Source organism: Flavobacterium sp. 1, assembly GCF_002797935.1.
Lineage (GTDB): Bacteria > Bacteroidota > Bacteroidia > Flavobacteriales > Flavobacteriaceae > Flavobacterium.
The window spans coordinates 3,816,488-3,841,308 of the sequence record NZ_PGER01000001.1 but is presented as its reverse complement, the minus strand read 5'-3'; the positions used below and the strand labels follow the sequence as shown (position 1 = coordinate 3,841,308).

The 24,821-nt window shown below is 35.5% G+C and carries 20 protein-coding genes; 12 read left to right on the top strand and 8 right to left on the bottom strand.

What is annotated here, in order from left to right:
• Positions 1 to 10: 10 nt before the first annotated feature.
• The 8 genes from CLU83_RS15570 to CLU83_RS15535 all read left to right on the top strand — a co-directional run bounded on the left by CLU83_RS15570 (position 11) and on the right by CLU83_RS15535 (position 13,164).
• Complete coding sequence (locus CLU83_RS15570; protein ID WP_100432453.1) at positions 11 to 1,108, top strand: glycosyl hydrolase 53 family protein; 1,098 nt, start codon at positions 11 to 13, stop codon at positions 1,106 to 1,108.
• Between the two features lie 13 nt (positions 1,109 to 1,121).
• Positions 1,122 to 2,156 (top strand): glycosyl hydrolase 53 family protein, encoded by a 1,035-nt coding sequence (locus CLU83_RS15565; protein WP_100432452.1) that lies wholly within the window; start codon positions 1,122 to 1,124, stop codon positions 2,154 to 2,156.
• A gap of 58 nt (positions 2,157 to 2,214) precedes the next feature.
• Entirely contained in the window at positions 2,215 to 4,641 is a 2,427-nt protein-coding gene (locus CLU83_RS15560; protein ID WP_100432451.1) for a DUF4982 domain-containing protein, read from the top strand.
• Positions 4,642 to 4,744: 103 nt separating this feature from the next.
• Positions 4,745 to 5,914 carry a galactokinase gene (gene galK / locus CLU83_RS15555; protein ID WP_100432450.1) on the top strand — a complete coding sequence of 390 codons (1,170 nt, stop codon included), beginning with the start codon at positions 4,745 to 4,747 and terminating at the stop codon, positions 5,912 to 5,914.
• Between the two features lies 1 nt (position 5,915).
• Positions 5,916 to 6,965 (top strand): UDP-glucose--hexose-1-phosphate uridylyltransferase, encoded by a 1,050-nt coding sequence (locus tag CLU83_RS15550; protein WP_100433768.1) that lies wholly within the window; start codon positions 5,916 to 5,918, stop codon positions 6,963 to 6,965.
• Positions 6,966 to 10,085, top strand: a complete 3,120-nt coding sequence (locus tag CLU83_RS15545) for a glycoside hydrolase family 2 TIM barrel-domain containing protein (RefSeq protein WP_100432449.1) — start codon at positions 6,966 to 6,968, stop codon at positions 10,083 to 10,085.
• Positions 10,086 to 10,145: 60 nt separating this feature from the next.
• The gene (galE, locus tag CLU83_RS15540; protein WP_100432448.1) at positions 10,146 to 11,189 is read left to right on the top strand and encodes a UDP-glucose 4-epimerase GalE; all 1,044 of its coding nucleotides are present in this window, start codon (positions 10,146 to 10,148) and stop codon (positions 11,187 to 11,189) included.
• 289 nt (positions 11,190 to 11,478) lie between these two features.
• On the top strand, positions 11,479 to 13,164 hold the full coding sequence (locus tag CLU83_RS15535) for a sodium/sugar symporter (RefSeq protein ID WP_100432447.1): 1,686 nt from the start codon (positions 11,479 to 11,481) through the stop codon (positions 13,162 to 13,164).
• A gap of 202 nt (positions 13,165 to 13,366) precedes the next feature.
• Here CLU83_RS15535 and CLU83_RS15530 read toward each other — a convergent pair whose 3' ends face one another.
• The 4 genes from CLU83_RS15530 to CLU83_RS15515 form a co-directional block, all read right to left on the bottom strand.
• Positions 13,367 to 14,125, bottom strand: a complete 759-nt coding sequence (locus CLU83_RS15530) for a hypothetical protein (RefSeq protein ID WP_100432446.1) — start codon at positions 14,123 to 14,125, stop codon at positions 13,367 to 13,369.
• 47 nt (positions 14,126 to 14,172) lie between these two features.
• A complete protein-coding gene (locus tag CLU83_RS15525; RefSeq protein WP_100432445.1) occupies positions 14,173 to 14,973 on the bottom strand; it encodes a polysaccharide deacetylase family protein in 801 nt (266 codons plus the stop codon).
• Between the two features lie 190 nt (positions 14,974 to 15,163).
• On the bottom strand, positions 15,164 to 15,871 hold the full coding sequence (locus CLU83_RS15520) for a LytTR family DNA-binding domain-containing protein (RefSeq protein WP_100432444.1): 708 nt from the start codon (positions 15,869 to 15,871) through the stop codon (positions 15,164 to 15,166).
• Positions 15,844 to 16,842 (bottom strand): sensor histidine kinase, encoded by a 999-nt coding sequence (locus tag CLU83_RS15515; protein ID WP_100432443.1) that lies wholly within the window; start codon positions 16,840 to 16,842, stop codon positions 15,844 to 15,846. The genes CLU83_RS15520 and CLU83_RS15515 overlap by 28 nt, the downstream gene beginning before the upstream one ends.
• Positions 16,843 to 17,013: 171 nt before the next feature.
• Here CLU83_RS15515 and CLU83_RS15510 point away from each other — a divergent pair, with 171 nt between their 5' ends.
• The gene (locus CLU83_RS15510) at positions 17,014 to 17,988 is read left to right on the top strand and encodes a hypothetical protein (protein ID WP_100432442.1); all 975 of its coding nucleotides are present in this window, start codon (positions 17,014 to 17,016) and stop codon (positions 17,986 to 17,988) included.
• Between the two features lie 36 nt (positions 17,989 to 18,024).
• Positions 18,025 to 18,234 (top strand): hypothetical protein, encoded by a 210-nt coding sequence (locus CLU83_RS15505; RefSeq protein WP_232727141.1) that lies wholly within the window; start codon positions 18,025 to 18,027, stop codon positions 18,232 to 18,234.
• A gap of 61 nt (positions 18,235 to 18,295) precedes the next feature.
• On the opposite strand, the gene CLU83_RS15500 is transcribed toward CLU83_RS15505, so the two are convergent.
• The 4 genes from CLU83_RS15500 to CLU83_RS15485 form a co-directional block, all read right to left on the bottom strand.
• Positions 18,296 to 18,736, bottom strand: a complete 441-nt coding sequence (locus CLU83_RS15500) for a LexA family transcriptional regulator (protein ID WP_100432440.1) — start codon at positions 18,734 to 18,736, stop codon at positions 18,296 to 18,298.
• Complete coding sequence (locus CLU83_RS15495; RefSeq protein ID WP_100432439.1) at positions 18,727 to 20,001, bottom strand: Y-family DNA polymerase; 1,275 nt, start codon at positions 19,999 to 20,001, stop codon at positions 18,727 to 18,729. Before CLU83_RS15495 ends, CLU83_RS15500 begins: the two co-directional genes overlap by 10 nt.
• A 127-nt stretch (positions 20,002 to 20,128) precedes the next feature.
• Positions 20,129 to 20,833, bottom strand: a complete 705-nt coding sequence (locus CLU83_RS15490) for an NUDIX domain-containing protein (RefSeq protein WP_100432438.1) — start codon at positions 20,831 to 20,833, stop codon at positions 20,129 to 20,131.
• 54 nt (positions 20,834 to 20,887) lie between these two features.
• Entirely contained in the window at positions 20,888 to 21,607 is a 720-nt protein-coding gene (locus CLU83_RS15485; RefSeq protein WP_100432437.1) for an NUDIX domain-containing protein, read from the bottom strand.
• A 377-nt stretch (positions 21,608 to 21,984) separates the two neighbouring features.
• Here CLU83_RS15485 and CLU83_RS15480 point away from each other — a divergent pair, with 377 nt between their 5' ends.
• Both CLU83_RS15480 and xylA read left to right on the top strand, forming a co-directional pair.
• Positions 21,985 to 23,478: an FGGY-family carbohydrate kinase gene (locus CLU83_RS15480; RefSeq protein ID WP_100433767.1), complete on the top strand. Its 1,494-nt coding sequence runs from the start codon at positions 21,985 to 21,987 to the stop codon at positions 23,476 to 23,478.
• A gap of 4 nt (positions 23,479 to 23,482) precedes the next feature.
• A complete protein-coding gene (xylA, locus tag CLU83_RS15475; protein WP_100432436.1) occupies positions 23,483 to 24,808 on the top strand; it encodes a xylose isomerase in 1,326 nt (441 codons plus the stop codon).
• The last annotated feature ends 13 nt before the right edge of the window (positions 24,809 to 24,821 follow it).

Here is a 24,821-nt window from a genome sequence, read left to right as displayed (position 1 = left end):
ATATACAGATATGAAAAGATTCTTAACGATATTTTCACTTTTAGCCTTAATAGTTATTCAGTTTGCTTGTTCTGGCAGTGATTCTCCAGATACACCTGTAGTAGATCCGCCTGTTGTGTCTGATGATTTTATTAGAGCTGCTGATATTTCATTTCTTCCTGAAATTGAAAGCGCTGGAGTCGTTTTTACAAATAATGGCAAAGCCGAAGATATACTTACCACTTTAAAAAATTCAGGATGCAATACTATCAGAATCCGTTTATGGAAAAATCCAGCTAATGGGCATTCGGGATTAGCAGAAGTTAAAAATCTTGCGGCTCGTGTAAAACAAGCAGGCTTAAAAGTTTGGCTTACCGTTCATTATTCGGATAGTTGGGCAGATCCGGGAACTCAGACTACGCCAGCTGAATGGAAAGATTTGTCTTTTACAGATTTGAAAACGGCAGTTGCCACTTATACATCTACAATTATAACCGAGATAAATCCTGATATTATTCAAATCGGAAATGAGATAAACAGCGGTTTGCTTTGGCCTCAAGGTAACTTAATCAATCAGGAAGCACAATGTATTGCATTGTTAAGCACTGCCAGCGCTGCTATTCGAAGCAAAGCTCCAAAAACAAAAATCATGATTCATTATGCAGGTGTAAAAGCATCGGATACGGATTGGTTTTTCTCTAAAGTAAAAACAGTCGATTATGATTATATCGGACTTTCTTATTATCCAGTTTGGCATGGTAAAGACTTGGCAGTTGTCAAAAGTACCATCGATGCTTTGGGAATTAAGTTTGGCAAAAAAGTACTTATAGCAGAAACTGCTTATCCGTTTACATTAAGCTGGAATGATGCCACAAATAATATAGTTGGTCAGACAGACCAATTGGTTTCGGGATATCCAGCAACTCCAGAGGGACAAAAAAGTTATATGCTGGCAATCAAAGATTTTGTAAAAACATCCAAATCAGGTATTGGATTTGCTTACTGGGGAGGAGAGTGGATTGCTTTCAAAGGAAGCGCATCGAGCAATGGTTCAACATTTGAAAATCAGGCTTTCTATGATTTTAGCAATAAATCATTACCGGTTTTTCAGGTTTTTAGTTTGAATTAAAAAACAGTATAACATGAAAAAGATATTGTTTTCAATAGGGATTCTTATAACGTTTGCTTTTTCTTGCAGTACAACCAATACAATAGTTGAAAAAACTAAAGAGAATGCTTTTGCTAAAGGAGCCGATGTAGGCTGGCTGCCGCAAATGGAAGCAACTGGTTATCAATTTTATGATGCTGACGGGACTAAAAAAGACTGTTTGCAATTGCTGAAAGACCGAGGGATAAATACTATTCGATTACGTGTTTGGGTAAATCCTTCGGATGATAAGGCAAGCGGACACTGCAGTAAGGACGAAACAGTAGTGATGGCAGTTCGTGCTCAAAAGATGGGAATGCGGGTCATGATTGACTTTCATTACAGCGATTCTTGGGCCGATCCAGGGAAGCAAAATAAGCCGTTAGAATGGAGAAATCATACTTTTTCAGAATTGTTAAACGATGTTTATTTCCATACAGATGATGTTTTAAATGCCTTAAAGAAAGCAGGTGTAACTCCAGAATGGGTGCAGGTAGGAAATGAAATTCCGGGAGGAATGTTATGGCCGGAAGGAAGCACGGACAACTTTAATCAGTTGGCACAGTTACTCAATAAAGGATATGATGCAGTCAAAGCTGTGGATAAAAACATAAAAGTTATTGTTCATTTAGACGAAGGGAATAACAGTAAAAAATTCAGATGGTTTTTTGATAATGCCAAAGCTAATAATGTAAAGTATGACGTGATTGGATTGTCGTATTATCCTTTTTGGATTAAAACGGATTATAAAGAAAACATTGCCGATTTGGCTAATAATCTAAATGATATGTCAGCCAGATATGACAAAGAAGTGATGGTTGTTGAGGTTGGCGGCGTTGATACTTTGGAACAAAACACCCACGATATGTTAGCCACTGTTATAAAAGCGGTAAAAGCAGTGCCAAATAACAAAGGGTTAGGCGTAATTTACTGGGAACCGGAAGGGGCAAAATCTTGGAGTCACTACGAATTAAGTGCTTGGAAATCGGATGGGAAACCGTCTATGGCGCTGGATGCGTTTAAAGAATAGTTTGCGGTATGTCAAAATTAAAAAAACATTAACTTTATAAAGTTAAATCAATAAAAGAATGAAGAAATTGATACGTATTCTTGTTGTATTCTTAGCATTTACTCAAATGGCTTTGTCTCAAACGCGAGAGGTTAAAGTGTTAGATACCAATTGGAAATTTCAAAAAGGCGATTTTGAAGAGGCGTATAAAGTAAATTTTAATGATTCGAAATGGGAATCCGTAACCGTTCCGCATGACTGGGCAATTTACGGGCCTTTTGATAAAAATGTAGATATACAGAAAGTCGCCATTGTTCAAAACGGAGAAAAAATTGCTACCGAAAAAACAGGACGAACAGGGGCTTTACCCCATATTGGAACAGCGTGGTACCGCAATAAATTCACATTGCCTAAAGATTCAAAAGGCAAAAAAATAATTTTACTTTTCGAAGGCGCGATGAGCGAACCTCAAGTGTATCTAAACGGAAAAAAAGTTGGAGAATGGGCGTATGGTTACAGTTATTTTTATTTTGATGTTTCTCAATTTATACAAGAAGGAGAGAACACATTATCGGTGAAATTAACCAATAAAGAATTTGCTTCACGCTGGTATCCTGGTGCAGGTTTATATCGAAAAGTAAGTGTTATTGTAAAAAATAACGAGAGCATAGATCAATGGGGACAGTTTGTGACTACACCTTTTATAAGTGAAGAAGTTGCCAAAGTTAATATTAAGACAAAAGCTTCAGGGGAAAATAGCCGTTTAGTCACCACTATTTTTGATGCTGAAGGAAAGAAACTAAATTCAGAAGAATCGACTTCACAATTCGGAAAGGAGTTCGATCAAAATATAAAAGTAGAAAAACCAAAATTGTGGAGTCCCGAAACGCCGCATTTGTATAAAGCGGTTTCCCAATTGTATGTTGGAAAAGAACTGAAAGACGAGGTTTCAACACGTTTTGGAATTCGTGAAATAAAATATGAAGCCAATAAAGGCTTTAGTCTTAATGGAAAGATAACCAAATTTAAAGGAGTTTGTCTTCACCACGATCTTGGTCCGCTCGGAGCTGCAGTAAATAAAGCCGCGTTACGCAGACAAATGAAGATATTAAAAGATCTCGGCTGTAATGCGATACGCAGTTCGCACAATATGCCCTCTTTTGAGCAGCTTGAGCTGGCGGATGAAATGGGTTTTATGTTTCTAGCAGAGAGTTTTGATGAATGGGCAAAGCCAAAAGTAGAAAATGGCTATCATCGTTTTTTTGAGGATTATGCCGAAAAAGACATCGTGAATTTAGTGCAGGCAACAAGAAATCATCCTTCTATTGTGATGTGGAGTTCTGGAAATGAAGTGCCAGATCAATGGGGAGAAGCTGGTGTGAAAAGAGCCAAATGGCTACAGGAAATATTTCATAGAGAAGACCCGACACGTCCGGTAACTGTTGGTATGGATCAAGTAAAAGCAACTATGGAATCTGGTTTTGGGGCACTGCTGGATGTTCCAGGGTTGAATTATCGTGTGCATTTATATGATGAGGCATTTAAAAAATTTCCGCAAGGGTTTATTTTAGGCTCAGAAACAGCTTCAACTGTCAGCTCCAGAGGGATTTATAAATTTCCTGTGGTTCAAGCAAAAAACAATCAATATCCTGATTTTCAGTCTTCATCTTATGATTTGGAAGCGTGCAGCTGGTCTAATGTTCCTGATGAAGATTTTGTGCTTCAAGATGATAAGCCTTGGGTAATCGGCGAGTTTGTTTGGACTGGTTTTGATTATTTAGGAGAACCTACACCTTATGATGAAAGTTGGCCGTCTCGCAGTTCTTATTTTGGAATTAATGATTTAGCCGGTTTACCTAAAGACCGTTATTATTTATACCGAAGCCGTTGGAATACGGAGAAACCAACCCTTCATATCCTGCCGCATTGGAACTGGGAAGACCGTGAAGGAGAAACAACTCCCGTTTTTGTATATACAAGCTACAACAGTGCTGAGCTTTTTATAAATGGCAAAAGTATGGGAGTGCAGAAAAAAAACAAAAACTCACCTCAGAACCGCTACCGCTTGATGTGGATGGATGTGAAATATGAGCCGGGAACGGTAAAAGTTGTGGCTTTTGATGACAATGGTAAAGCTGTTGCTCAAGAAGAAGTGCGTACTGCCGGCAAGCCTTACCAAATTGTTTTAGATGCAGACAGGAAAACAATCACTGCCGATGGCGAAGATATATCCTTCGTAACAGTATCTGTAGTTGATAAAAATGGAATTCCATGTCCGACGGCAACTAACCAGTTAAAGTTTAAGGTTACAGGAGCGGGTACTTACAGGGCTGCCTGCAATGGCGATGCGACTTCACTCGAAATATTTCATAAAGATACTATGAAACTTTTTAGCGGAAAGCTGGTAGTGCTTGTAAAATCTACAACAACTGCTGGTGACGTACAACTCGAAGTAAATGGCGCTGGGCTTAAGAGCGCTAAATTAACCTTAGTATCTGAGAAATAGATAATACCAAACGAATTATAAATAGCTCACGTACTCCCCTCTCCAAAGGAGAGGGGTTGGGGGTGAGGATAAACAATTTCAAAATAACAGTAATTTAAAGAAAATGAATGATTTATTAATTAAAAAAACGACCACTTTTTTTCAAGAGACATTTGGTAATGCTCCAGAAAAAATAGTACTTTCTCCAGGGAGAATTAACATTATTGGGGAACACATCGATTATAATGACGGCTATGTTTTGCCTGCTGCCATCGACAAGATTATTTGTTTTGCTTTTGCAAAAAACAATTCGAAGCAATCCAAAATTGTTGCCATCGATTTAAATGAAGAATTTGAAGTTGATTTGACGCAAGAGATTGTATTAAGCAAAGTCGTTTGGACAAATTATATTTTGGGTGTAATCAAGCAATTGCAGGATAAAGGATTTTCTTTCGACGGTTTTAATTGTGTGTTTAGCAGCAATATTCCTGTTGGATCGGGATTATCTTCTTCGGCAGCTTTAGAGTGCGGGACAATTTTTGGAATCAAAGAACTTTTTGATTTATCAATTCCAAAAGTAGATATCGCATTAATGGGTCAAAAAGCCGAGCACTGGGTTGGAATCAACTGCGGTATTATGGATCAGTTTTCGAGTGTGATGGGCTTGGAAAATAAAGTGATTAAAATTGACTGTAAAACTTTAGAATACGAATACCACAATGCCGATTTCAATGATTATTCGCTAATTTTATTCGACAGCAATGTGAAGCATTCTTTGTTTACATCTGCTTATAATACAAGACGTGAAGAATGTGAAGAGGGAATTTCCATCATCAAAAGTAATTTTCCGGAAATCACCAGTTTTAGAGATTGTGACGAGAGCCATGTTCTTCGTCTGAAAGATAAAATGCCGCCTAATGTGTTTGTCAGATCTCATTTTGTTGTTAAAGAAATTAAGCGCGTAGCACTTGCCTGCGAAGCTTTGGATAATGGAAACATCGAGGAATTGGGTAAATTGCTTTTCGAAACTCACGAAGGTTTGTCTAAGGAGTATTTAGTGAGCTGTGATGAGCTGGATTTTATTGTGGATACTCTGAAAAAAGAGAAAGCCGTAATTGGTTCCCGATTAATGGGAGGCGGTTTTGGTGGCTGTACCATCAATTTGATTAAAAAAGGAGAAGAAGATGCTATCAAGCAAAAACTGACTAAGTTGTATAAAGAAGCTTTTGATATAGAATTAAAAATTTATGATGTAAAAATCGGTAACGGTACATCATTATATAATGCAAACTAAGATGAAAAATTTTGATATAAACGAAGATCCGCACAGACGTTTCAATCCATTAATTAACGAATGGGTTTTAGTGTCTCCGCACAGAGCGAAAAGACCCTGGCAGGGACAGAACGAAAAAATTCATACAGATCAGCTTCCGGAATACGATGCTACCTGTTATTTATGTCCTGGAAATGTTCGTGCCAATGGGGAAACGAATCCAAAATATGAATCGAGTTTTGTTTTTGAGAATGACTTTGCGGCTGTAAAGCAAGAGCCTATCTTGTTTGAAGAAGATTCTAAACCTACTTTTTTTAAGGCAAAGCCAGAACGCGGCATCGCCAGAGTAGTTTGTTTTTCGCCAAGACACGATTTGACTTTACCCGAAATGGATCTTTCGGGAATTGAAACTATTATTAGGACTTGGCAAAAAGAATACACTGACTTAGGAAATGTTGATTACATTAATCACGTTCAGATTTTTGAAAATAAAGGAAGTGTTATGGGCTGCAGCAATCCGCACCCGCACGGACAAATATGGGCGCAGTCTTCTCTGCCTACTCAAGTGGAGAAAACACAAAACAGCCTGAAAGCTTATTTTGAAAAAAATAACAGCAATCTTTTATTGGATTATCTGAAAGAAGAATTAGAAATTAAAGAACGTATCGTAGTTGAGAATGAACATTTCGTAGCTTTGGTTCCTTTTTGGGCAATTTGGCCTTTCGAGACAATGATTATCAGCAAAAGGCATATTACAAAAATAACAGAGTTCACTTCAGATGAAGTTTCGGCTTATGCCTCAATTTTAAAGCTATTAACGATAAAATACGATAATCTTTTTGAAACTTCTTTTCCGTATTCTTCTGGAATTCATCAAGCGCCTACCGATGGAGAAGCACATCCGGAATGGCAATTTCACATGCATTTTTATCCGCCGTTGCTGCGTTCAGCTTCTGTAAAGAAATTTATGGTTGGATACGAAATGATGGGTGAAGCACAAAGAGATATTACTCCTGAGAAAAGTGCAGCAGTATTAAAAGCGCTTTCTGATGTACATTATAAAAATAAATAGATGAAAAAATCAATCCTTTTGAGCTTTGTTTTTCTTTCTTTAGCGGTAGCTGCACAAGAAAAATCGACAGCTAACGACTGGGAAAATCCGGGAATATTCCAGATTAATAGAGAGCCAGTCCGAGCGGCATTTTTGCCGTATGCTGATGAGCCGTCTGCTATTGCAGATGATTATACCCGTTCTCCGTGGTTTCTAAGCTTAAATGGTATGTGGAAATTCAATTGGTCTCCAACGCCAGATGAAAGACCGGATGATTTTTTCAAAACTAATTTTAATATAACAAATTGGAAAGAAATTTCAGTGCCTTCTAATTGGGAGCTGCAGGGTTATGGAATTCCTATCTATACGAATATTACTTATCCGTTTGTCAAAAATCCGCCATTTATAAACCATAATGATAATCCGGTGGGTTCATACAAACGTACATTTGAGCTGCCGGAAAACTGGAACAGCCGCAGGGTTTATCTTCATTTTGAAGGAGGTACTTCGGCAATGTATATTTGGGTAAATGGTGAGAAAGCAGGTTACAGTGAAAACACAAAAAGCCCCTCGGAATTTGATATCACTAAATATGTAAAAGCGGGTAAGAATCAGGTAGCTGTAGAAGTGTACCGCTGGAGTGATGGTTCCTATTTAGAAGATCAGGATTTTTGGCGTTTATCAGGAATCGACCGCGATGTGTATCTGTACAGTACTGCTAATATACGAATTGCCGATTTCTTTGCGCGTCCGGATTTAGATGCTTCTTATAAAAACGGAAGTTTATCTGTTGATGTAAAACTTCAGAACAAGAATTCAGTTCCAAAAAACAATCAGATAGTTGAAGCCAAGTTGGTAGATAAAAACGGAACAGTACTCTTTACAAAATTTGTTAAGATAAATGTAAAAGCCAATGCAGCAGAATCAGTTACATTTAGCCAGAATGTTGCGAAACCCAGTTTGTGGAGCAACGAAACACCTAATTTGTATACTTTATTGCTCTCGCTTAAAGATGAAAACGGAGATCTTATTGAAACAGTAGGAACATCAGTTGGTTTTCGAAAGGTGGAGCTGAAAAACGGACAATTATTAGTTAATGGTATCCGAATCATGGTTCATGGTGTAAATATTCATGAGCATAATCCTAAAACGGGTCATTATCAGGATGAGGAAACGATGATGAAGGATATTAAGCTGATGAAAGAATTAAACATTAATGCCGTGCGCTGCAGTCATTATCCCAATAATTTATTATGGGTAAAACTGTGTAATAAATACGGTTTGTTTTTGGTAGATGAAGCTAATATTGAGAGCCATGGTATGGGTTCTCTGCCTTGGATTTCTGATTTTGCAAGCCATCCCGCATACAGACCCGAATGGCATGCCGCACACATGGATCGTATTTACAGTTTGGTAGAACGGGACAAAAATCAGCCTTCGGTAATCCTTTGGTCTTTGGGGAATGAATGCGGAAACGGTAAAGTTTTTCAAGATGCTTACAAATGGATTAAAAGCAGGGACAAAACCCGATTGGTTCAGTTTGAACAAGCCATGGAAGAAGACAATACAGATGTCGTATGCCCGATGTATCCAAGCATAGAGTACATGAAAGAGTATGCTAAACGCAAGGATGTAAAACGCCCGTTTATTATGTGTGAGTATGCACATGCAATGGGAAACAGCAGCGGTAATTTTCAGGAATATTGGGATATTATTCACGGCAGTACAAACATGCAGGGTGGATTTATCTGGGATTGGGTAGATCAGGGTTTTGAAATGACTGATGAAGTGGGGCGCAAATATTGGACTTATGGCGGAGACATGGGAAGCCAAAACTACACGAATGATGAAAATTTTTGCCATAACGGATTGGTTTGGCCAGACCGAAAGCCACATCCTGGTGCTTTTGAAGTAAAGAAAGTATATCAGGATATTTTATTCAAAGGTGTTGATTTGAATAAAGGAATAATAGAGGTAGAAAACGGTTTTGGTTATACTAACCTTGATAATTATATTTTCAAATACGAAGTTTTAGAAAACGGTTTGGTTATAAAGACTTCAACAATAGATGTTAGTCTTGCTCCTCAATCCAAAAAGGAAATACAACTGGAATTACCTAAATTAACTGCAAAGGATGCTACAGAATATCTTTTGAATATTTATGCTTACACACGTAATGGCAGCGAAGTTTTACCTCAAAATTTTGAAGCAGCCAGAGAGCAGTTTTCAATTGGTTCTAATAATTATTTTGTTAAAGCTGCGGAGAAAGCGGCAAATCCTACTGTGAAAGAAACTAAAGATGCTGTTACACTTAGTTCGTCTGGCGTTGAGGTTGAAATAAACAAGAATACAGGGTTGATTCAAGATTATAAATCCAAAGGGGAAAGATTTTTTAATCAGCTGCCAGTTCCTAATTTTTGGCGCGCACCCACAGACAATGATTTTGGAAATAATATGCAGGCAGAAAGCAATGTATGGAGAACCGCAGCGAAATTCAGTAATGTGAAAACCTTTGAAATTAAAGAAGTCTCTGGAAAAACAAGTGTTGTGGCTACTCTTTTTTTAAGAGATGTTGCATCTGTATATACGATTGTTTATGCTATGAACACAGACGGAAGTTTAGAGGTGTCAAATTCATTTAAGGCCGGTAGCAATCCATTGTCCGAAATGCCCCGTTTTGGAATGATATTCTCTCTTAAAAAGGAGCTGGATAATTTTACTTATTATGGAAGAGGCCCTTGGGAAAATTATCAGGATAGAAATACCGCCTCGTTTAAAGGAATTTACAGCAGTAAAGCTGCAGATCAGTATGTTCCTTATACCCGTCCGCAGGAAAATGGATATAAAACAGATGTCCGCTGGTTAACGCTTACCAATACATCAGGAAACGGAATCCAAATTGATGGTTTACAGCCTTTAGGCGTGAGTGCGCTGCATAACTATCCTGAAGATTTTGACCCGGGATTAACCAAAAAATACCGTCACATCAATGATATAACTCCCCGGAATGAGGTGGTGGTATGTATAGATTTAGCCCAAAGAGGAGTAGGTGGGGATAACAGCTGGGGTGCACTCCCACATGCGCAGTATCAACTGAAAGATAAGGAATATAGTTATGGGTTTGTTATAAAACCAAAATGAATAAATCTTTGAGCTGATTGGAATTTACAAAAGAATTTAAAAAAGTAAAAAACAAATAAAATGAGTAAGATAGTCGTTACAGGCGGTTTGGGTTTTATAGGATCTCATACTGTTGTTGAATTGCAAAACCAAGGTTTTGAGGTAGTAGTAATCGATAATCTCTCTAATTCTTCTATCGAAGTTTTGGATGGTATTGAACGAATTACAGGGAAAAAACCAATTTTTTCCGGAATTGATTTAAGAGAAAAAAAAGAAGTGCATCGTTTCTTTGAAGAGCATGATGATGTGGCTGGAGTAATTCATTTTGCAGCTTCGAAAGCAGTTGGCGAAAGCGTAAAAAATCCTTTACTGTATTATGAAAATAACCTAGGTGCTTTGGTTTATATTTTGCAGGAATTAGAGAAAAAGAAAGAAGCTCACTTTATTTTCAGTTCGTCTTGTACGGTTTACGGTCAGGCCGAAGTGATGCCTATTGCTGAGACAACTCCTATTCAGCCTGCTTTGTCTCCTTATGGGAATACCAAACAAATAGGGGAAGAGATTATTCAAGATGTGGTGAAGGTGAGTAAAATCAATGCTATTCTGCTTCGTTATTTTAATCCTATTGGAGCACATCCTTCTGCCGAAATCGGAGAATTGCCTATTGGAGTACCGCAAAATTTAGTTCCATTTATTACACAAGCCGGAATGGGATTGCGTGCTGAACTATCTGTTTATGGGAATGATTACCCAACTGTGGACGGAACTTGTGTACGTGATTATATTCATGTAGTCGATCTGGCCAAAGCACACGTAATTGCACTGCAGCGGTTATTGAACAAAAAAAATGCAGAACCATTAGAGATTTTTAATCTTGGGACAGGAACAGGAAGCTCAGTTTTGGAAGTAATTGCGGCTTTTGAGAAAGTAAGCGGAACAAAATTGCCTTATAAAATAGTAGAAAGAAGAGAAGGTGACGTAACTGAGGCATACGCAAATACTGATAAAGCTAATACTGTTTTGGGATGGAAAACCGTCTCGACTCTGGAAGAAGCTATGGCAAGTGCTTGGAAATGGGAACAAAAGATTAGAACAAGCCCTGAATTTAAGCCTGAAAATTTGTAGTTAAAAAGCTAATCATATCATGATTACTATTAAAAAAACAAAATAAATGTAAAAAATACATTTATAAGCATTGCTAATAAATTTTTTTATTTTACATTTGGCTTCAATAATTCATAATAAAACAATAGAATTAAAACATATTTTTTATTTTATGTTTAATTTGAGTGAGAAATTGCTCTATTTTATTGAAAAGATGTGCTATCTTGGCACCCCAAAATGGAATTAGATTACAAATTATTAAAAAGAAAAACAAATAACCTTATATTAACTTTTAAAAAATTATTTACTAATGAGCAATAACTTAGCTTTTGCAGATTACGCAGTATTTATTATTTATTTTATAGCGGTATCCGTCTACGGATACACTATTTATCGCAAGCGTGAAAGAAATGAACACGACGCCAAAGCTTATTTCCTTGCAGAAGGAACTTTGACGTGGTGGGCAATTGGAGCTTCATTAATTGCTTCAAACATTTCAGCGGAACAATTTATCGGAATGAGCGGGGAAGGATTCTTTTTAGGAATAGCAGTTGCTGCTTATGAGTGGCTTGCCGCTATTGCATTGATTATTGTGGCAGTTTGGTTTATTCCTGTTTATTTGAAAAACAAGATTTATACGATGCCTCAATTTTTGAAAACAAGATATAACGAATCAACGGCTTTGATTATGGCTGTTTTTTGGCTGTTTTTATATGTTTTTGTGAACTTGACTTCTATTCTTTATTTAGGAGCTGTTGCTATTAACGGATTAGCTGGAGGTGAATACCTGCATGTTATTATGATAGGATTAGCAGTTTTTGCTTTAATTATCTCTTTGGGAGGTATGAAAGTTGTTGCTTATACCGATGTAATTCAGGTTGCCGTTTTGATTATTGGAGGTTTGGTTACTTCTTACATTGCTTTGACAACAGTTGGACAATATTTTGGTTTTGGACACGATGCCATTGCTGGTTTCCAAGTTTTAATGGAAAAAGCGCCTGAGCATTTCAAAATGATTATACCAAAACCTTCAGCGACATCTTCTCAATTAGAGATTGACAAATACCTTACTTTTCCTGGATTAATGTCTTATTTGGCTGGTATCTGGATTATCAACCTTAACTATTGGGGCTGTAATCAATACATCACTCAAAGAGCTTTGGGAGCTGATCTGCAAACTGCACGTACAGGGATTTTATTCGCTGGATTCTTGAAATTATTAATGCCGCTTATCGTAATGTTACCTGGTATTGCTGCTTATGTATTATACCAAAATGGACATTTACCACAATTAGTTGGCGGAAAAGACGGAGCTTACTCAGCAATGTTAACGTTCCTTCCTACAGGTTTAAAAGGATTGTCTGTTGCGGCTTTGACTGCGGCGATTGTGGCTTCTTTGGCTGGTAAAGTAAACAGTATCTCTACTATCTATACATTAGACGTACATAAAAAATACATTCAAAAAGATGCTTCAGATAATCATCAAGTAAACATCGGAAGATATGCCGTTTTTGCTGCAATGCTTTTGGCTGTTTTATTTACTTGGAATGACTTGTTAGGAATTGGCGGTGTAGGTGGATTTACTTATATCCAAAAATATACTGGATTTATTAGTCCAGGGGTTTTCGCAATGTTCTTCCTTGGTATGTTCTGGAAAAGAACAACTGGTACAGCAGCTATTGTTGGTGTAATTGCAGGTTTCTTATTATCTGTTTTATTCAATGAATTTGCACCTGCATTATTCGGAAATGAAACATTATTATATACTGCTTACAATAACGGAAAAGGAGCTTTCGAAATTCCATTCCACATTTGTATGGGATTATCATTTGCTTTTACAATGCTTTTAATGATTGCTATCAGTATGGCTGGACCAAAAGTGAATCCAAAAGCATTCGAATTGGATACTGAAATGTTCAAATTGAAACCACAAACTACAGTAATGATCGTAATCACATTATTGGTTATTTTTGCTCTGTACGCTAAGTTTTGGTAAAATAATAATATAAGTTAGTTATATAAAAAGTGTGAAGCTAAATTCGTTTAGTTTCACACTTTTTTTTTGGAGAAAAATGGTTTTGTGGGGATTGTAAGACGACAGTTGTTTTTGAATGTATTTGTTTAAATCTGTCAAATGTAAAAACAACTTTTTTATGGCAATTGCCCAAATCCGTTGTAGCATCTATGTTAGCGGTAGTTTATTTATTAAGCATTGTTTTTAAAAATTCAATTTCTTTTCCATTTGGAAGATGCATTGTAATCATTTCATCCTCTTTCATTGAAAGTCGTTGTATCACATCAGAAATTTTATGTTCTGATGAATTTACATAAATGATCAATTGTAAACTATCCATAAGAAAAATATATCCGTTTAATCCTGATTTTGTTTTTATTCTTCTTGGCTCTGCTATTAAGTTCTCTAGAGTATTGTTAGTTCTCATAAATGAAGTTATAACAATTGGATATTCATCTTTTGAAACTTTTTCATTGTTTAGCAATATGTTCCTAATTTTCTCTTCATGTTTTTGACCTAAATTAACATGGCTAAAGAAAGGTCTGTCGGTTATACTTGCTCTCCATAAAATTGATAAATAAAATTTTTTTAATTTTTGATAATCAAAATTTTTACAAATACTATATTCAGCCCCATCATTAGGGTTTTGGTAATTTTTACACTTCGGAGAAACCTCTTTGGGTAGTTCGCCTCCATAAATTGCTTTTTGAGCATAGGATTCATAAATGCCTCCTAAAATTTTGTTATCACAAGTTTCACATAATATGTTTTTATCGTAATCTTCTATTTGTGTTTTTTTAGACTTTAATTTACTTGTATCTAAATTATATATAACTTCATAAAATACATTGTCATCATCTTTCATTTTCTTGAACATAAATTTTGGTATAATGTGAGATTTTACCAATTTATTTTCAGCACCACATAGTTTACAAACTCCCATGATTTATTTGTTATTTCCAATTTTGTGGTTAAATTACCGCTAACTAACTAATAAGACTGCTGTTTTTGAATATATCTACCCAAATCCACCATTGTCGTAACCCAAATGTCTTTTTCTCTGTTTTTTAAGTAGAGGAGTAATTTTTGATGCTCTTCCCAATCTATATTTAGTGCATGTTCACCGCCAACACCATGGAATAAGAAAACGATAAACGATCCAGCCTTTTCGGCTTCTTCAATTTGAGCAATCATTTGTGCTGCTGTAGTTCTGTTTTCCACAAATGAATTCACATTGGCCAAATCTACAGTTTTTGCCGGAAGGAATCCTGGTTGCACTCCTCTTGCGGCTACAAAATCTTTTTTCAGATAATCATAATAAAGTGTGTCTCCAATTTTTAGATCACCGCAGGGATATGCAAAAGTACGCTCTGATTTGCCGTCAATATCTTTTAGGAGCTGGTTCGCCGTTCTTATTTCTTTGATCGCTCTGGCTACTGTATAACGGGAAAGATCATTGTCTTTGGTTACAAAGCCACGTCCCGGCAAACTGCCGTCGCATGGATGATATAATGTGTGGTTTCCCAATTCATGGCCTTTTTTGGATGCCGTTCGCCATTCTTCCTTTCTGTCTGTAACGACAGAGGATGAAGCAATAAGATAAAAAGTGCCTTGAAAGCTGAAAGAATTAAGTGCTGGGATTACTTTGTCCAGATGAATATTCAAAGCATCGTCATAGGTTAAAACTACAGCACATTTTTTACCATTCCAATTTGTGGATTCTTTTTGTGCATAAGATAAATTATTGACAAACAGCAATAAAGGAAGGATAAGGAGGTTTTTAAATTTCATAAAAAAGCTATTGATAGAAATTAAAGTTGTTATTGCATAGCTTCTAGGAAAGCTTTACTTTGTATACTTACCCACTATTTTTTATAAATCAAAGAGTTGAAGTGGCTTTTGTATTGACAGGGAGGGTTTTGTGTTTTGACAAGGCAATTTTTGTTTTTAGTGCCTTCGTCGATTAGGTATTAAGTTTAAATTAAAAGAGAGGATCCAATAAGATTTGATATTTTCTTCCAACAGGAATTATTTCATCGTTGCTCATTGTTACTGATTTTGGTGTTGTAGTTTTGATTTTTTTTGTATTAACAATATAGGAACGATGGACTTGAAGAAATTGATTTTTGTCTAATTCAGTTGTAATACTCGACAAAGAACCGTAAATGATGATAGGTAAATTTTCTTTTGTACTGTAAAGTTTTATGTAATTCCCTAAACTTTCTAAATAAATTATATCTTGTAAAGACGTTTCCATTAATTGACCATTCACGCGATAAGAAAGTGTTTCTCCTTTTGTGTTTTCTTCTTTTTTTAAATTAATTCCAGAATAATAGGTTTTCGCTTTTTCAATAGCTTTTGAGAATTTTTCAAATGAAATTGGCTTTAGTAAATAATCTACAGCATCATTTTGATAAGCCGAAAGCGCAAAATCAGAATAAGCGGTAGTAACAATTGTAATTGGTCGATTAGGTTGCATTTCCATCAGTTCAACTCCAGAAATAACGGGCATATTAATATCTAAAAAAATAATATCATAGCTGTTTTCATTGAGCATTTTCAGCGCTTCCATACCGTTAAAAGCGCTTCCAGAATGCTCTAAGCCACCATATTTTGAAATATGTGATTTTAAAGCTTTGTGAGCAGGCGTTTCATCATCAATTATGAGACAGCGGTAGGTAAGTTCCATATATTTAGAGTTATGCTAAAAGTGTTTTTCTCTTTTTTGAATTTAAGTTCGTGTTTTAATCCGTGAACTTCAAGGCGTCTTTTTAGATTTTCTATTCCAATTCCAGTACTCGAAAGTTTAGATTCATCTTCTAAACAATTGTTTTTTAAACTAAAAGATAAATTTCGGCATTTTAATTTTAAATCAAGAAGAATATATGGTTCAGCTGTTTCTCCTGAAAATTTAATTGCATTTTCGACCAAAGGCAAAAAGAACAAAGGCGGAATTTCAATTTTATCAAAAGTTCCATCATAGTTTTGTTTAAAGTCAAGGCGTTCATTTCTAAAGGTATGATATTCAGTGTATTTTTTCACAAAGTCTATTTCTTCATTTAAAAGAACGTGATCTTTTTTGGTAGCTTCAATTTGATAGCGGAGCATATCCGAAAGATTCAATATTCTATCAGGCAATTTATGGGGTTCTGTTAACGATTCTCCATATAAATTATTCATTGCATTCAGCAAAAAATGAGGATTGAGCTGCTGTTTTAAAAAAGAAAGCTCCGATTGGAAATTAATTATTTTTTTATCTGTCTGAGAGATTTTTTTAGAGATTACGATATGCATGAAATAGAAAAGAGTACCGTTAAATACAAGCGATAATATAGATAAAGTTCTAAATTTTCCTAAATCCACAAAGGGAAAATACCAGTTCATAAAAAAATAAAAAGCTGACCAATAAACTAAAAGAAGAGAAATAAAAATTTTAATTTTTTTTTCAAATAAAAAAGGTTTGATAATAAAAAGATTGAAGAAAGTAATCCAAACAATACAAGGAAAATAGCCTAAAGCAATTTTGCCTAAAATATATATCCAATCATGTCCGTCAAATTTTATTTCATCATATACGCAGACAAAGATAATTCCAAATACAATAACGTTTATGATGAGATTTCTAAGAAAGAAGTTCTGATAAATTTTAAGGACTTTCATAACGACAAAATTAAAGGAATATTATAAATTACAATTGGTTATCAGATAAAATTATACGAACGCCATTTGTATAAATGATAAGCCGTTGGTATAATTATGTTATTATAATAGATTCGTCACAAGTACATTTGTTTAAAATTATAAATGATTTTTTAAACGTATTAATGACTTATGAGAGCAAAACTCACTTTTTTATTTCTAATGACTTTTTTGACATCCATAGCTCAGGAAAAAACTGACATGAAAACCTTTGGTAAAGCGATTACCGATAAATTTCCGACAACAAGAACTTTTGATGTACAGTTTGACAATCTTGGTCCTTCTAATTTTGATTCAAAACTGTTCGGAAAGCCTTTTGAAAGTGGGAGAATTGAAAATCATAATAGGATAAAAGTTGCTTTTAATATGCCTTTTTATGCATCAAAATCCAGACGTTTTGTTTTAACAGCTTCTTTGCGTTATAAGTATGAAACGTATGATTTTGGAAATATTTATAACGTCGATTTGAATGACTATTATACAAGAGAAAATCAAGAGATTCATTATTTTGCTGGGGCATTAAGTGCTACTTATATTTCGACATTATTTAATAAGCCAATTATTTATAATGCTTCGGCTACAGTAGATGCTAATCAGGAAAATTTTCAACGTGTTAAAGGATTTGTATCGGCAAGTTTAGTCCTTAAAAAAACGGCAAGCACCACAATTACAATTGGAGCTTTGGCAATGGTTGATCCTTCTTCGATTATTCCGTTTACGCCACTTTTTACGTATAATCATAAATTTGAAGATTCTAAATGGGATGTTGATTTTGTGCTTCCTCAACGTCTTTTGTTTAGACATCAGTTGTTTGAAAACGGGCGTGTTTCGTTTGGAACCGAATTGAATTCTGAGAATTTTTATATAAATATGAGATCGCCTAATTTAAAAGGAATTTATGAGTTGAATCAGTTGGATTTAAAATCTGGAATAACCTATGAACACCGCATTACACCAAAAATATTTGCAATGGCAAAAGCTGGAGTTTCAAATATAATCAGTATTCGTATTACTAAAAAAGGAGAAAAAACGAGCGACTATATATACGATCAAAACGAGGATGCTCAAGGGTATTTTAGAATCGGAATCTCTTATAATCCTTTTTAGAAAACAGAAAATAAGTAGTATTTAGAATTAAAAATTATGGTAGAAATTTTTAAAACGAATGTTAGGAGAAAAGCCGATACAAATTATATTATCACTTTTTTAAAAAGTCTATTTCCTGATTATAAAGTTAATTTTGATTTAGAAGATTGCGATAAAATTTTGAGAGTAGAAGCCGATAAAATAGATTGTATAAATATAATTGAAAGTCTAAATTACATGGGTTTTCTTTGTTTTGAATTTGAATAATTTAGGAATAACCTAAAGTGGAAAAAGCTGATGCAATATTTTCTAAATTTAAAAACTTATTTTATATTTTCTTTATCACATAAGTCACCATTCCCCAAATAATAAGCTGGTTTTCTTCGGTTACTTTTATGGGTTCATAACTAGAGTTTTCGGGCATTAGATACAAACAGTCTTTTTCGACCTGAATGCGTTTTACGGTAAATTCCCCATCAATACAGCAAATGGCAATTTTGTTGTTTTGAGGTTCCAGACTTCGGTCAACTACTAGCACATCTTTGTCATTGATACCGGCATCAATCATAGAATTGCCTTTGACTTTGATGTAAAATGTCGCCAAAGGATTTTCGCTTAACTCTTTATTCAAATCAATATTGGTTTCCATAAAATCAGCTGCAGGCGAGGGGAAACCCGCAGAAACACCTTCAGTTATATACGGAATCTGTATTTCGCTTTCAAAATCAGGACGAAAGAAAGCTAATTTTTGTTCTTTTTTTATAGACATTGTATTTCCAGTATATCTTTAAACTTGGTGGTGTATTTTGGAGAAAGATGATTCTGATTCATATTCCAAGTCAGGCTTAAATTTTGGCTGGCCAATTTTACTTTAGTATCGCCGATTTTATGATTCAGCTGATCCATTGCTTTCATTAAAGCCAAATGTTTGGGATTTTCTTCCTCAAATAACTGCAGTTGTTTTTTATTTTCGTCTATGAGTTCGGTAACAATAACCCCTGCTTTTTTGAACTTGATGCCTTCATTGCCTAGGTGTAATTTTTTCAACATTGCTACGGCGGCATTTGTAATGGTTAAGGTCGAATGGGTTGCATAAGGCAGTGTCACCGCCATATTGAAATAATATTTTGATGTTTGGACAGTATGTTTATCGACTACCAGCATGACAATAATAGTGTGACAGCAGGTATGCTGTTTGCGTAATTTTTCGGCACAAACGGCAGCAAAAGTAGTTACCCGTTCCCGAAGCAGATCAAATTTGGCTATTTGTTTAGGAAAGCTTCTTGTCGTGGCAATGCTTTTCTTTTGTTCTTTAATAGGTTCTAAGTCTAAAACTGATTTTCCTTCTAGTTCACATTTTAGACGCAGACCAACAACACCCATTTCTCTCTTAACCCAAGCTTCGTGCTGCGGTTGGATAAAATCGAGAGCGGTTTGTATGTTTCGGAGTTTTGCCTTTTTCTTCATGCGGTAGCCAATACCCCAAACATCTTCAATTTTAGTCCACTTCAAGGCTTTGAGACGTTTTTCTTCGCTGTCAATTATATACACGCCTTGGGTTCTCTGTTGAAATTCTTTAGCAATTTTATTAGCAATTTTAGATAATGCTTTGGTTTCGGCAAAGCCAATGCATACCGGAAGACCTACCCATTTATGAATCCGTTTTTTCATTTGGAGGCCATAATCATGATAGTCTAAAATGTCTAAACCATCAAAATTTAGAAAAGCTTCATCAATGCTGTAAATTTCGACATTTGGAGTAAACTGCCCTAAAATTGACATCACCCGATTGCTCAAATCACCATACAGCGGATAATTGGAAGAAAAAAGTTGAATATTTTTCTCTTTAACTAGCTCTTTAATCTTAAATGCTGGCGCACCCATAGGAACTCCTGCTGCTTTGGCTTCATTGCTTCTCGAAATTACGCAGCCATCATTGTTTGATAATATGGCAATAGGTTTTCCGTTGAATTTCGGCTGAAAAACACGTTCGCAGGAAGCATAAAAATTATTGCAATCGACTAAAGCATACATGATGCAAAATTACAGAATACTTGCGTATGGATTCAGCTATTGAGAGTTAATTTAGGGGTACTGTTGATAAGTAGTATGATTTGGATTTTACAGCATTCTTTCTTTTGAGATTTGTCTTAATTAATAATCAAAACTCAAAGTTAAAGCCTTTTTGAGTCAGCTTTTCGTAAATTTCTGAATCGAATTTGTATAGTTTTGCGGCTCTATGCGAAACGTCTTTTTGTTTTTCGTCCAAGGCAACTAACAATTTCATGTGCAGAATTTTTCTTCGGAAATTAGATTTGTCCAATTCGATGCCTAATATTTCTTCGTAAAGATGCATTAACTGCAGTAAAGTAAATTTTTCGGGCAGGAGATTAAAGCCAATGGGGGCTTGTCGAACCCGATTTTGCAGGTGCATCAAGCTAAAATCTAAAATTTCATTGTGGTCGAAAATTAAATCAGGAATGTCATTTATTTTGTGCCATTTGGCTTCTCTTACTGTTAAACTGGCTTTTATGTTGTAATCTTCACGATTTATCAGAGTGTAGTAGCCAATGGTAACCACTCTTCGTTCGATTACACGTTTTGGGTTGGTAAAAGCTTTCAATTGTTCCAAATAGATATTGTCCATGCTCGTAAGCTCGTGCAATATTCTTTGTGCAGCGTTATCGGCACTTTCTTCTTTTTTCATCCATCCGCCAAGAAGCCCCCATTTCCCGATGCTCTCACCTTCGGCATGCTGTACCAAAAGGACCTCAAGACTCTCTTTGTTAAAGCTAAATATGACACAATCAATTGTGATGCCGTCTATCGCTGTATTCTTAATTTCTGTTTGTGCTTCAGTTGTCAATTTTGATTTTTTTTAGAATGTAAAAATGTCATTTTTTGCTTTTAAAAGCAAGATTTAAAATTCAAAATTAAATCCTTTCTGAGTCAGCTTCTCATAAATTTCGAAGTCAAATTTATACAGCTGAGCCGCGCGATGTGATACGTCTTTTTGTTTTTCGTCCAAAGCAACCAGTAATTTCATGTGTAGGATTTTTCTTCTGAAATTGGATTTATCCATCTCTATTCCCAGTATTTCTTCATACAGATGCATGAGCTGTAATAATGTAAATTTTTCGGGCAGCAGATTAAAACCGATTGGTGCTTGGCGGACTCTGTTGCGCAGGTTTTTTATACTGTAGTCCAGAATTTCATTATGGTCGTATATTAGTTTGGGTATCTCATTTATCTTGTACCATTTGGCATCCGAAGCCGTAAAACCTGCCTTAATGTCGTAATCTTCTCTTTTTACTAAAGCATAATATCCTATTGTAATAACTCTTCTCACAGGGAAACGTTCGGGCTCGCCAAAAGCTTTTAACTGCTCCAGATAAATGTTATCCATTCCAGTTAAATCAGCTAATAATCTGTGAGCAGCAGCATCGGTACTCTCTTTTTTATTTATCCAGCCACCAGGCAATCCCCATTTTCCTTTACTGATACCTTCTCCGTGCTGTACTAAGAGAACTTCTAAAATTCCGTTGTCAAAACCAAATATAACACAGTCAATAGAAATGGCATTCATAGAAGAATGCTCTGTCATTTGTATTAAAACCTGATCCTTATTTTCCTCTCTCATTGCATTGCGAATTTGGCACTAAATTAATTTTTTTTTTAAAAGTTATTTGGATTGCTTCAATAATTATTATGAAATAATTATGATTAGGCATTAACTTATTTTTTTAGTGTCTTTTGAGCTTGTTTATTATTAAATAGTTAATAATCAGTCTTAATATGTGCTCAAAGTTAATATAAATGATGTTAAAAAAAGCTTTCCCAGTGTATTAAATCAATAAATATTGATTGTTTTTTTTATCAATAACAAATATTTAATCGCAAATTTTTGTTAATATCAAAAATACGTTGTACACTTGTAGTCAAATTAACCATAACGTTATGGTTTATTTGACCAAAAGTACAAAAACAATATTAAGTTACTCAAATAATAGTAAGATTATGTTTTTTTTAGGAATCGATTTAGGAAGTTCGTCTGTAAAATTATCAGTATTTGATGCCGATAAAGGAATTACTGTTGCCTCAGTAACAGCTCCTGAATTTGAAATGGAAATTACTGCTGTTAAATTTGGATGGGCAGAACAAGATCCAAATAAATGGTGGGAATATGTAAAAAATGGTATTCAGTCTCTTGGGGCAAAACATCATATTGACTTAAAAAAAATTGCTGGAATTGGAATCGCCTATCAAATGCATGGCTTGGTTCTGACCGATGAAAATTTAAATCCTGTCCGTCCGTCTATCATTTGGTGTGATAGCAGGGCAGCGAGTATTGGAAATGAAGTTTATGACAGGATGGGGCATGAATCCTGTCATAAACAAATTCTTGGAAGTCCCGGAAATTTTACGGCTTCCAAATTAAAATGGGTTCAAACCACTGAACCGGAGATTTTTCAAAAAGCGGTCTACATGATGCTTCCAGGGGATTTCATAGCTGCAAGACTATCTGGAAAAGCACAAATAAGCACTTCGGGCTTATCGGAAGCCGCTTTATGGAATTTCTCAAAAGGTACTTTGGCAACCGAAGTGTTACAAGCCATGGAATTACCTATTGACATGATTCCTGAAATCGTTTCTAATTTTGGATATCAAGCTACAGTTCATTCAGATATCGCATCAGAGTTAGGGTTGAATTCGGATGTTAAAATTACATATCGCGGTGGTGATCAGCCTAATAATGCTATGTCACTGAATGTTTTGAAACCGGGAGAAATTGCAACTACAGCAGGTACATCTGCGGTGGTTTATGCAGTAAGCAATCAGGATGTTTATGACAAAGAAAATCGTATCAATACCTTTTTGCATGTCAATAATACTGAAACCCAAAAAAATAACGGAGTGATGTTGTGCATCAATGGTTCTGGAATTTTATATCAATGGCTGCGTAAAATTATGTCTGTAGACAGAACCAATTTAATAGCTTACGATTCTCTTAATGCCGAAGCGGCAAAAGTAGCGGCAGGAAGCAATGGGTTACGTTTTTATCCTTTCGGCAATGGTGTTGAGCGCATTTTTAATAATAAAAATGTCAATTCTGGGATTCAAAATCTAAACTTTAATATTCATCAATCGGGTCATCTTATCCGTTCGGCTTGTGAAGGAATTGTGTTTGCTATGAATTATGGTTTTGATGTCATGAAATCGGTTGGGGCATCTGGAGAAATAGTTAGAGCAGGGAATGCCAATCTTTTTTTGAGTCCTGTTTTCAGAGAAATATTTACCAATACTACACAAACCACATTAGAATTGTATAACACCTCCGGTTCTGAAGGAGCCGCGCGAGGAGCCGCTTACGGTTTTGGTTACTATGATTCATTGGAGCAGGCTTTTGAAGGTTTAAAATGCATAGAAAGAGTTGAGCCAAATCCTATATTGACTTCTCAGTATCAGGATATATATCAAGAATGGAAAAATAATATTAAAATAGAATTATAATAATATGAGTACAACAACAACACAATCGTATTTTAAAAATATTGATACCATAAAATTTGAAGGCAAGGATAGTTCTAATCCATTGGCTTTTAAATGGTATGATGCGAATCGCGTAGTAGCTGGTAAAACTTTAAAAGAACATTTGCGTTTTTCTATGGCTTACTGGCATACGTTATGTAATAAAGGCGGAGATCCTTTTGGAGCTGGAACTGAAACATTTGAGTGGGATAAAAGTGAAGATGTTATTCAGCGTGCCAAAGATAAAATGGATGCAGCTTTTGAGTTTATGACTAAGCTGGGAATACCGTATTACTGTTTTCATGATATTGATATGGTAGATGATGCTCCTACTTTGGAAGAATTTGAGCAACGTGTACAGGCTTTAGTTGCTTATGCTAAAATTAAGCAAGAAGAGACTGGAATCAAATTATTATGGGGAACTTCAAACTTATTTAGCAATCCCCGCTATATGAACGGAGCTTCTACTAATCCAAATTTTGATGTAGTGGCTTATGCCGCAGCTCAAGCTAAAATTGCAATTGATGCAACAATAGCTTTAGGTGGTGAAAATTATGTGTTTTGGGGAGGCAGAGAGGGATATATGAGTCTTTTGAATACTGATATGAAAAGAGAACAGGAACACATGGGCCGTTTCTTGACTATTTGTAGAGATTATGCCCGCAAGCAAGGATTCAAAGGTACTTTCCTTATTGAGCCAAAACCGATGGAACCTATGAAACATCAGTATGATTTTGATGCGGCAACAACTTTAGGATTTCTTCATAAGCATGGGCTTCAAAACGATTTCAAATTGAATTTAGAAGTAAATCACGCAACACTTGCTGGACACTCTTTTGAGCATGAGCTACAAGTGGCTGTTGATGCTGGAATGTTAGGAAGCATTGATGCCAATCGCGGGGATTACCAAAACGGCTGGGATACTGATCAATTTCCTGTTGATGTTTTTGAAATTGCTCAATCTATGCTGGTTATTTTAGAAGGTGGCGGAATTCAAGGCGGAGGAATAAACTTTGATGCAAAAGCGAGAAGAAACTCAATCGATATCGAAGATAAATTCATTGCACACATTGCAGGAATGGATGTTTTTGCCAGAGGTCTTATCTGCGCAGATCATATTTTGAAAAACACAAACTATAAAGAATTACGCCAACAACGTTACGGTTCGTTTGACGTGGAGAATGGAGCTAAATATGAAAAAGGAGAATTAACTCTGGAAGATCTTAGCGCTATTGCCCGTGCAAACGGTGAGCCTCAAGCAATAAGCGGAAAACAAGAATTATTTGAACAAATTATTTCGAATGCGTATTAATTAGATTAAAACA

Excerpts from the sequence above, each read along its gene's own strand:
- CLU83_RS15570 (WP_100432453.1), top strand. The coding sequence starts at position 11 with ATGAAAAGATTCTTAACGATATTTTCACTTTTAGCCTTAATAGTTATT.
- CLU83_RS15565 (WP_100432452.1), top strand. The coding sequence starts at position 1,122 with ATGAAAAAGATATTGTTTTCAATAGGGATTCTTATAACGTTTGCTTTT.
- CLU83_RS15560 (WP_100432451.1), top strand. The coding sequence starts at position 2,215 with ATGAAGAAATTGATACGTATTCTTGTTGTATTCTTAGCATTTACTCAA.
- galK (WP_100432450.1), top strand. The coding sequence starts at position 4,745 with ATGAATGATTTATTAATTAAAAAAACGACCACTTTTTTTCAAGAGACA.
- CLU83_RS15550 (WP_100433768.1), top strand. The coding sequence starts at position 5,916 with ATGAAAAATTTTGATATAAACGAAGATCCGCACAGACGTTTCAATCCA.
- CLU83_RS15545 (WP_100432449.1), top strand. The coding sequence starts at position 6,966 with ATGAAAAAATCAATCCTTTTGAGCTTTGTTTTTCTTTCTTTAGCGGTA.
- galE (WP_100432448.1), top strand. The coding sequence starts at position 10,146 with ATGAGTAAGATAGTCGTTACAGGCGGTTTGGGTTTTATAGGATCTCAT.
- CLU83_RS15535 (WP_100432447.1), top strand. The coding sequence starts at position 11,479 with ATGAGCAATAACTTAGCTTTTGCAGATTACGCAGTATTTATTATTTAT.
- CLU83_RS15530 (WP_100432446.1), bottom strand. The coding sequence starts at position 14,125 with ATGGGAGTTTGTAAACTATGTGGTGCTGAAAATAAATTGGTAAAATCT.
- CLU83_RS15525 (WP_100432445.1), bottom strand. The coding sequence starts at position 14,973 with ATGAAATTTAAAAACCTCCTTATCCTTCCTTTATTGCTGTTTGTCAAT.
- CLU83_RS15520 (WP_100432444.1), bottom strand. The coding sequence starts at position 15,871 with ATGGAACTTACCTACCGCTGTCTCATAATTGATGATGAAACGCCTGCT.
- CLU83_RS15515 (WP_100432443.1), bottom strand. The coding sequence starts at position 16,842 with ATGAAAGTCCTTAAAATTTATCAGAACTTCTTTCTTAGAAATCTCATC.
- CLU83_RS15510 (WP_100432442.1), top strand. The coding sequence starts at position 17,014 with ATGAGAGCAAAACTCACTTTTTTATTTCTAATGACTTTTTTGACATCC.
- CLU83_RS15505 (WP_232727141.1), top strand. The coding sequence starts at position 18,025 with ATGGTAGAAATTTTTAAAACGAATGTTAGGAGAAAAGCCGATACAAAT.
- CLU83_RS15500 (WP_100432440.1), bottom strand. The coding sequence starts at position 18,736 with ATGTCTATAAAAAAAGAACAAAAATTAGCTTTCTTTCGTCCTGATTTT.
- CLU83_RS15495 (WP_100432439.1), bottom strand. The coding sequence starts at position 20,001 with ATGTATGCTTTAGTCGATTGCAATAATTTTTATGCTTCCTGCGAACGT.
- CLU83_RS15485 (WP_100432437.1), bottom strand. The coding sequence starts at position 21,607 with ATGAGAGAGGAAAATAAGGATCAGGTTTTAATACAAATGACAGAGCAT.
- CLU83_RS15480 (WP_100433767.1), top strand. The coding sequence starts at position 21,985 with ATGTTTTTTTTAGGAATCGATTTAGGAAGTTCGTCTGTAAAATTATCA.
- xylA (WP_100432436.1), top strand. The coding sequence starts at position 23,483 with ATGAGTACAACAACAACACAATCGTATTTTAAAAATATTGATACCATA.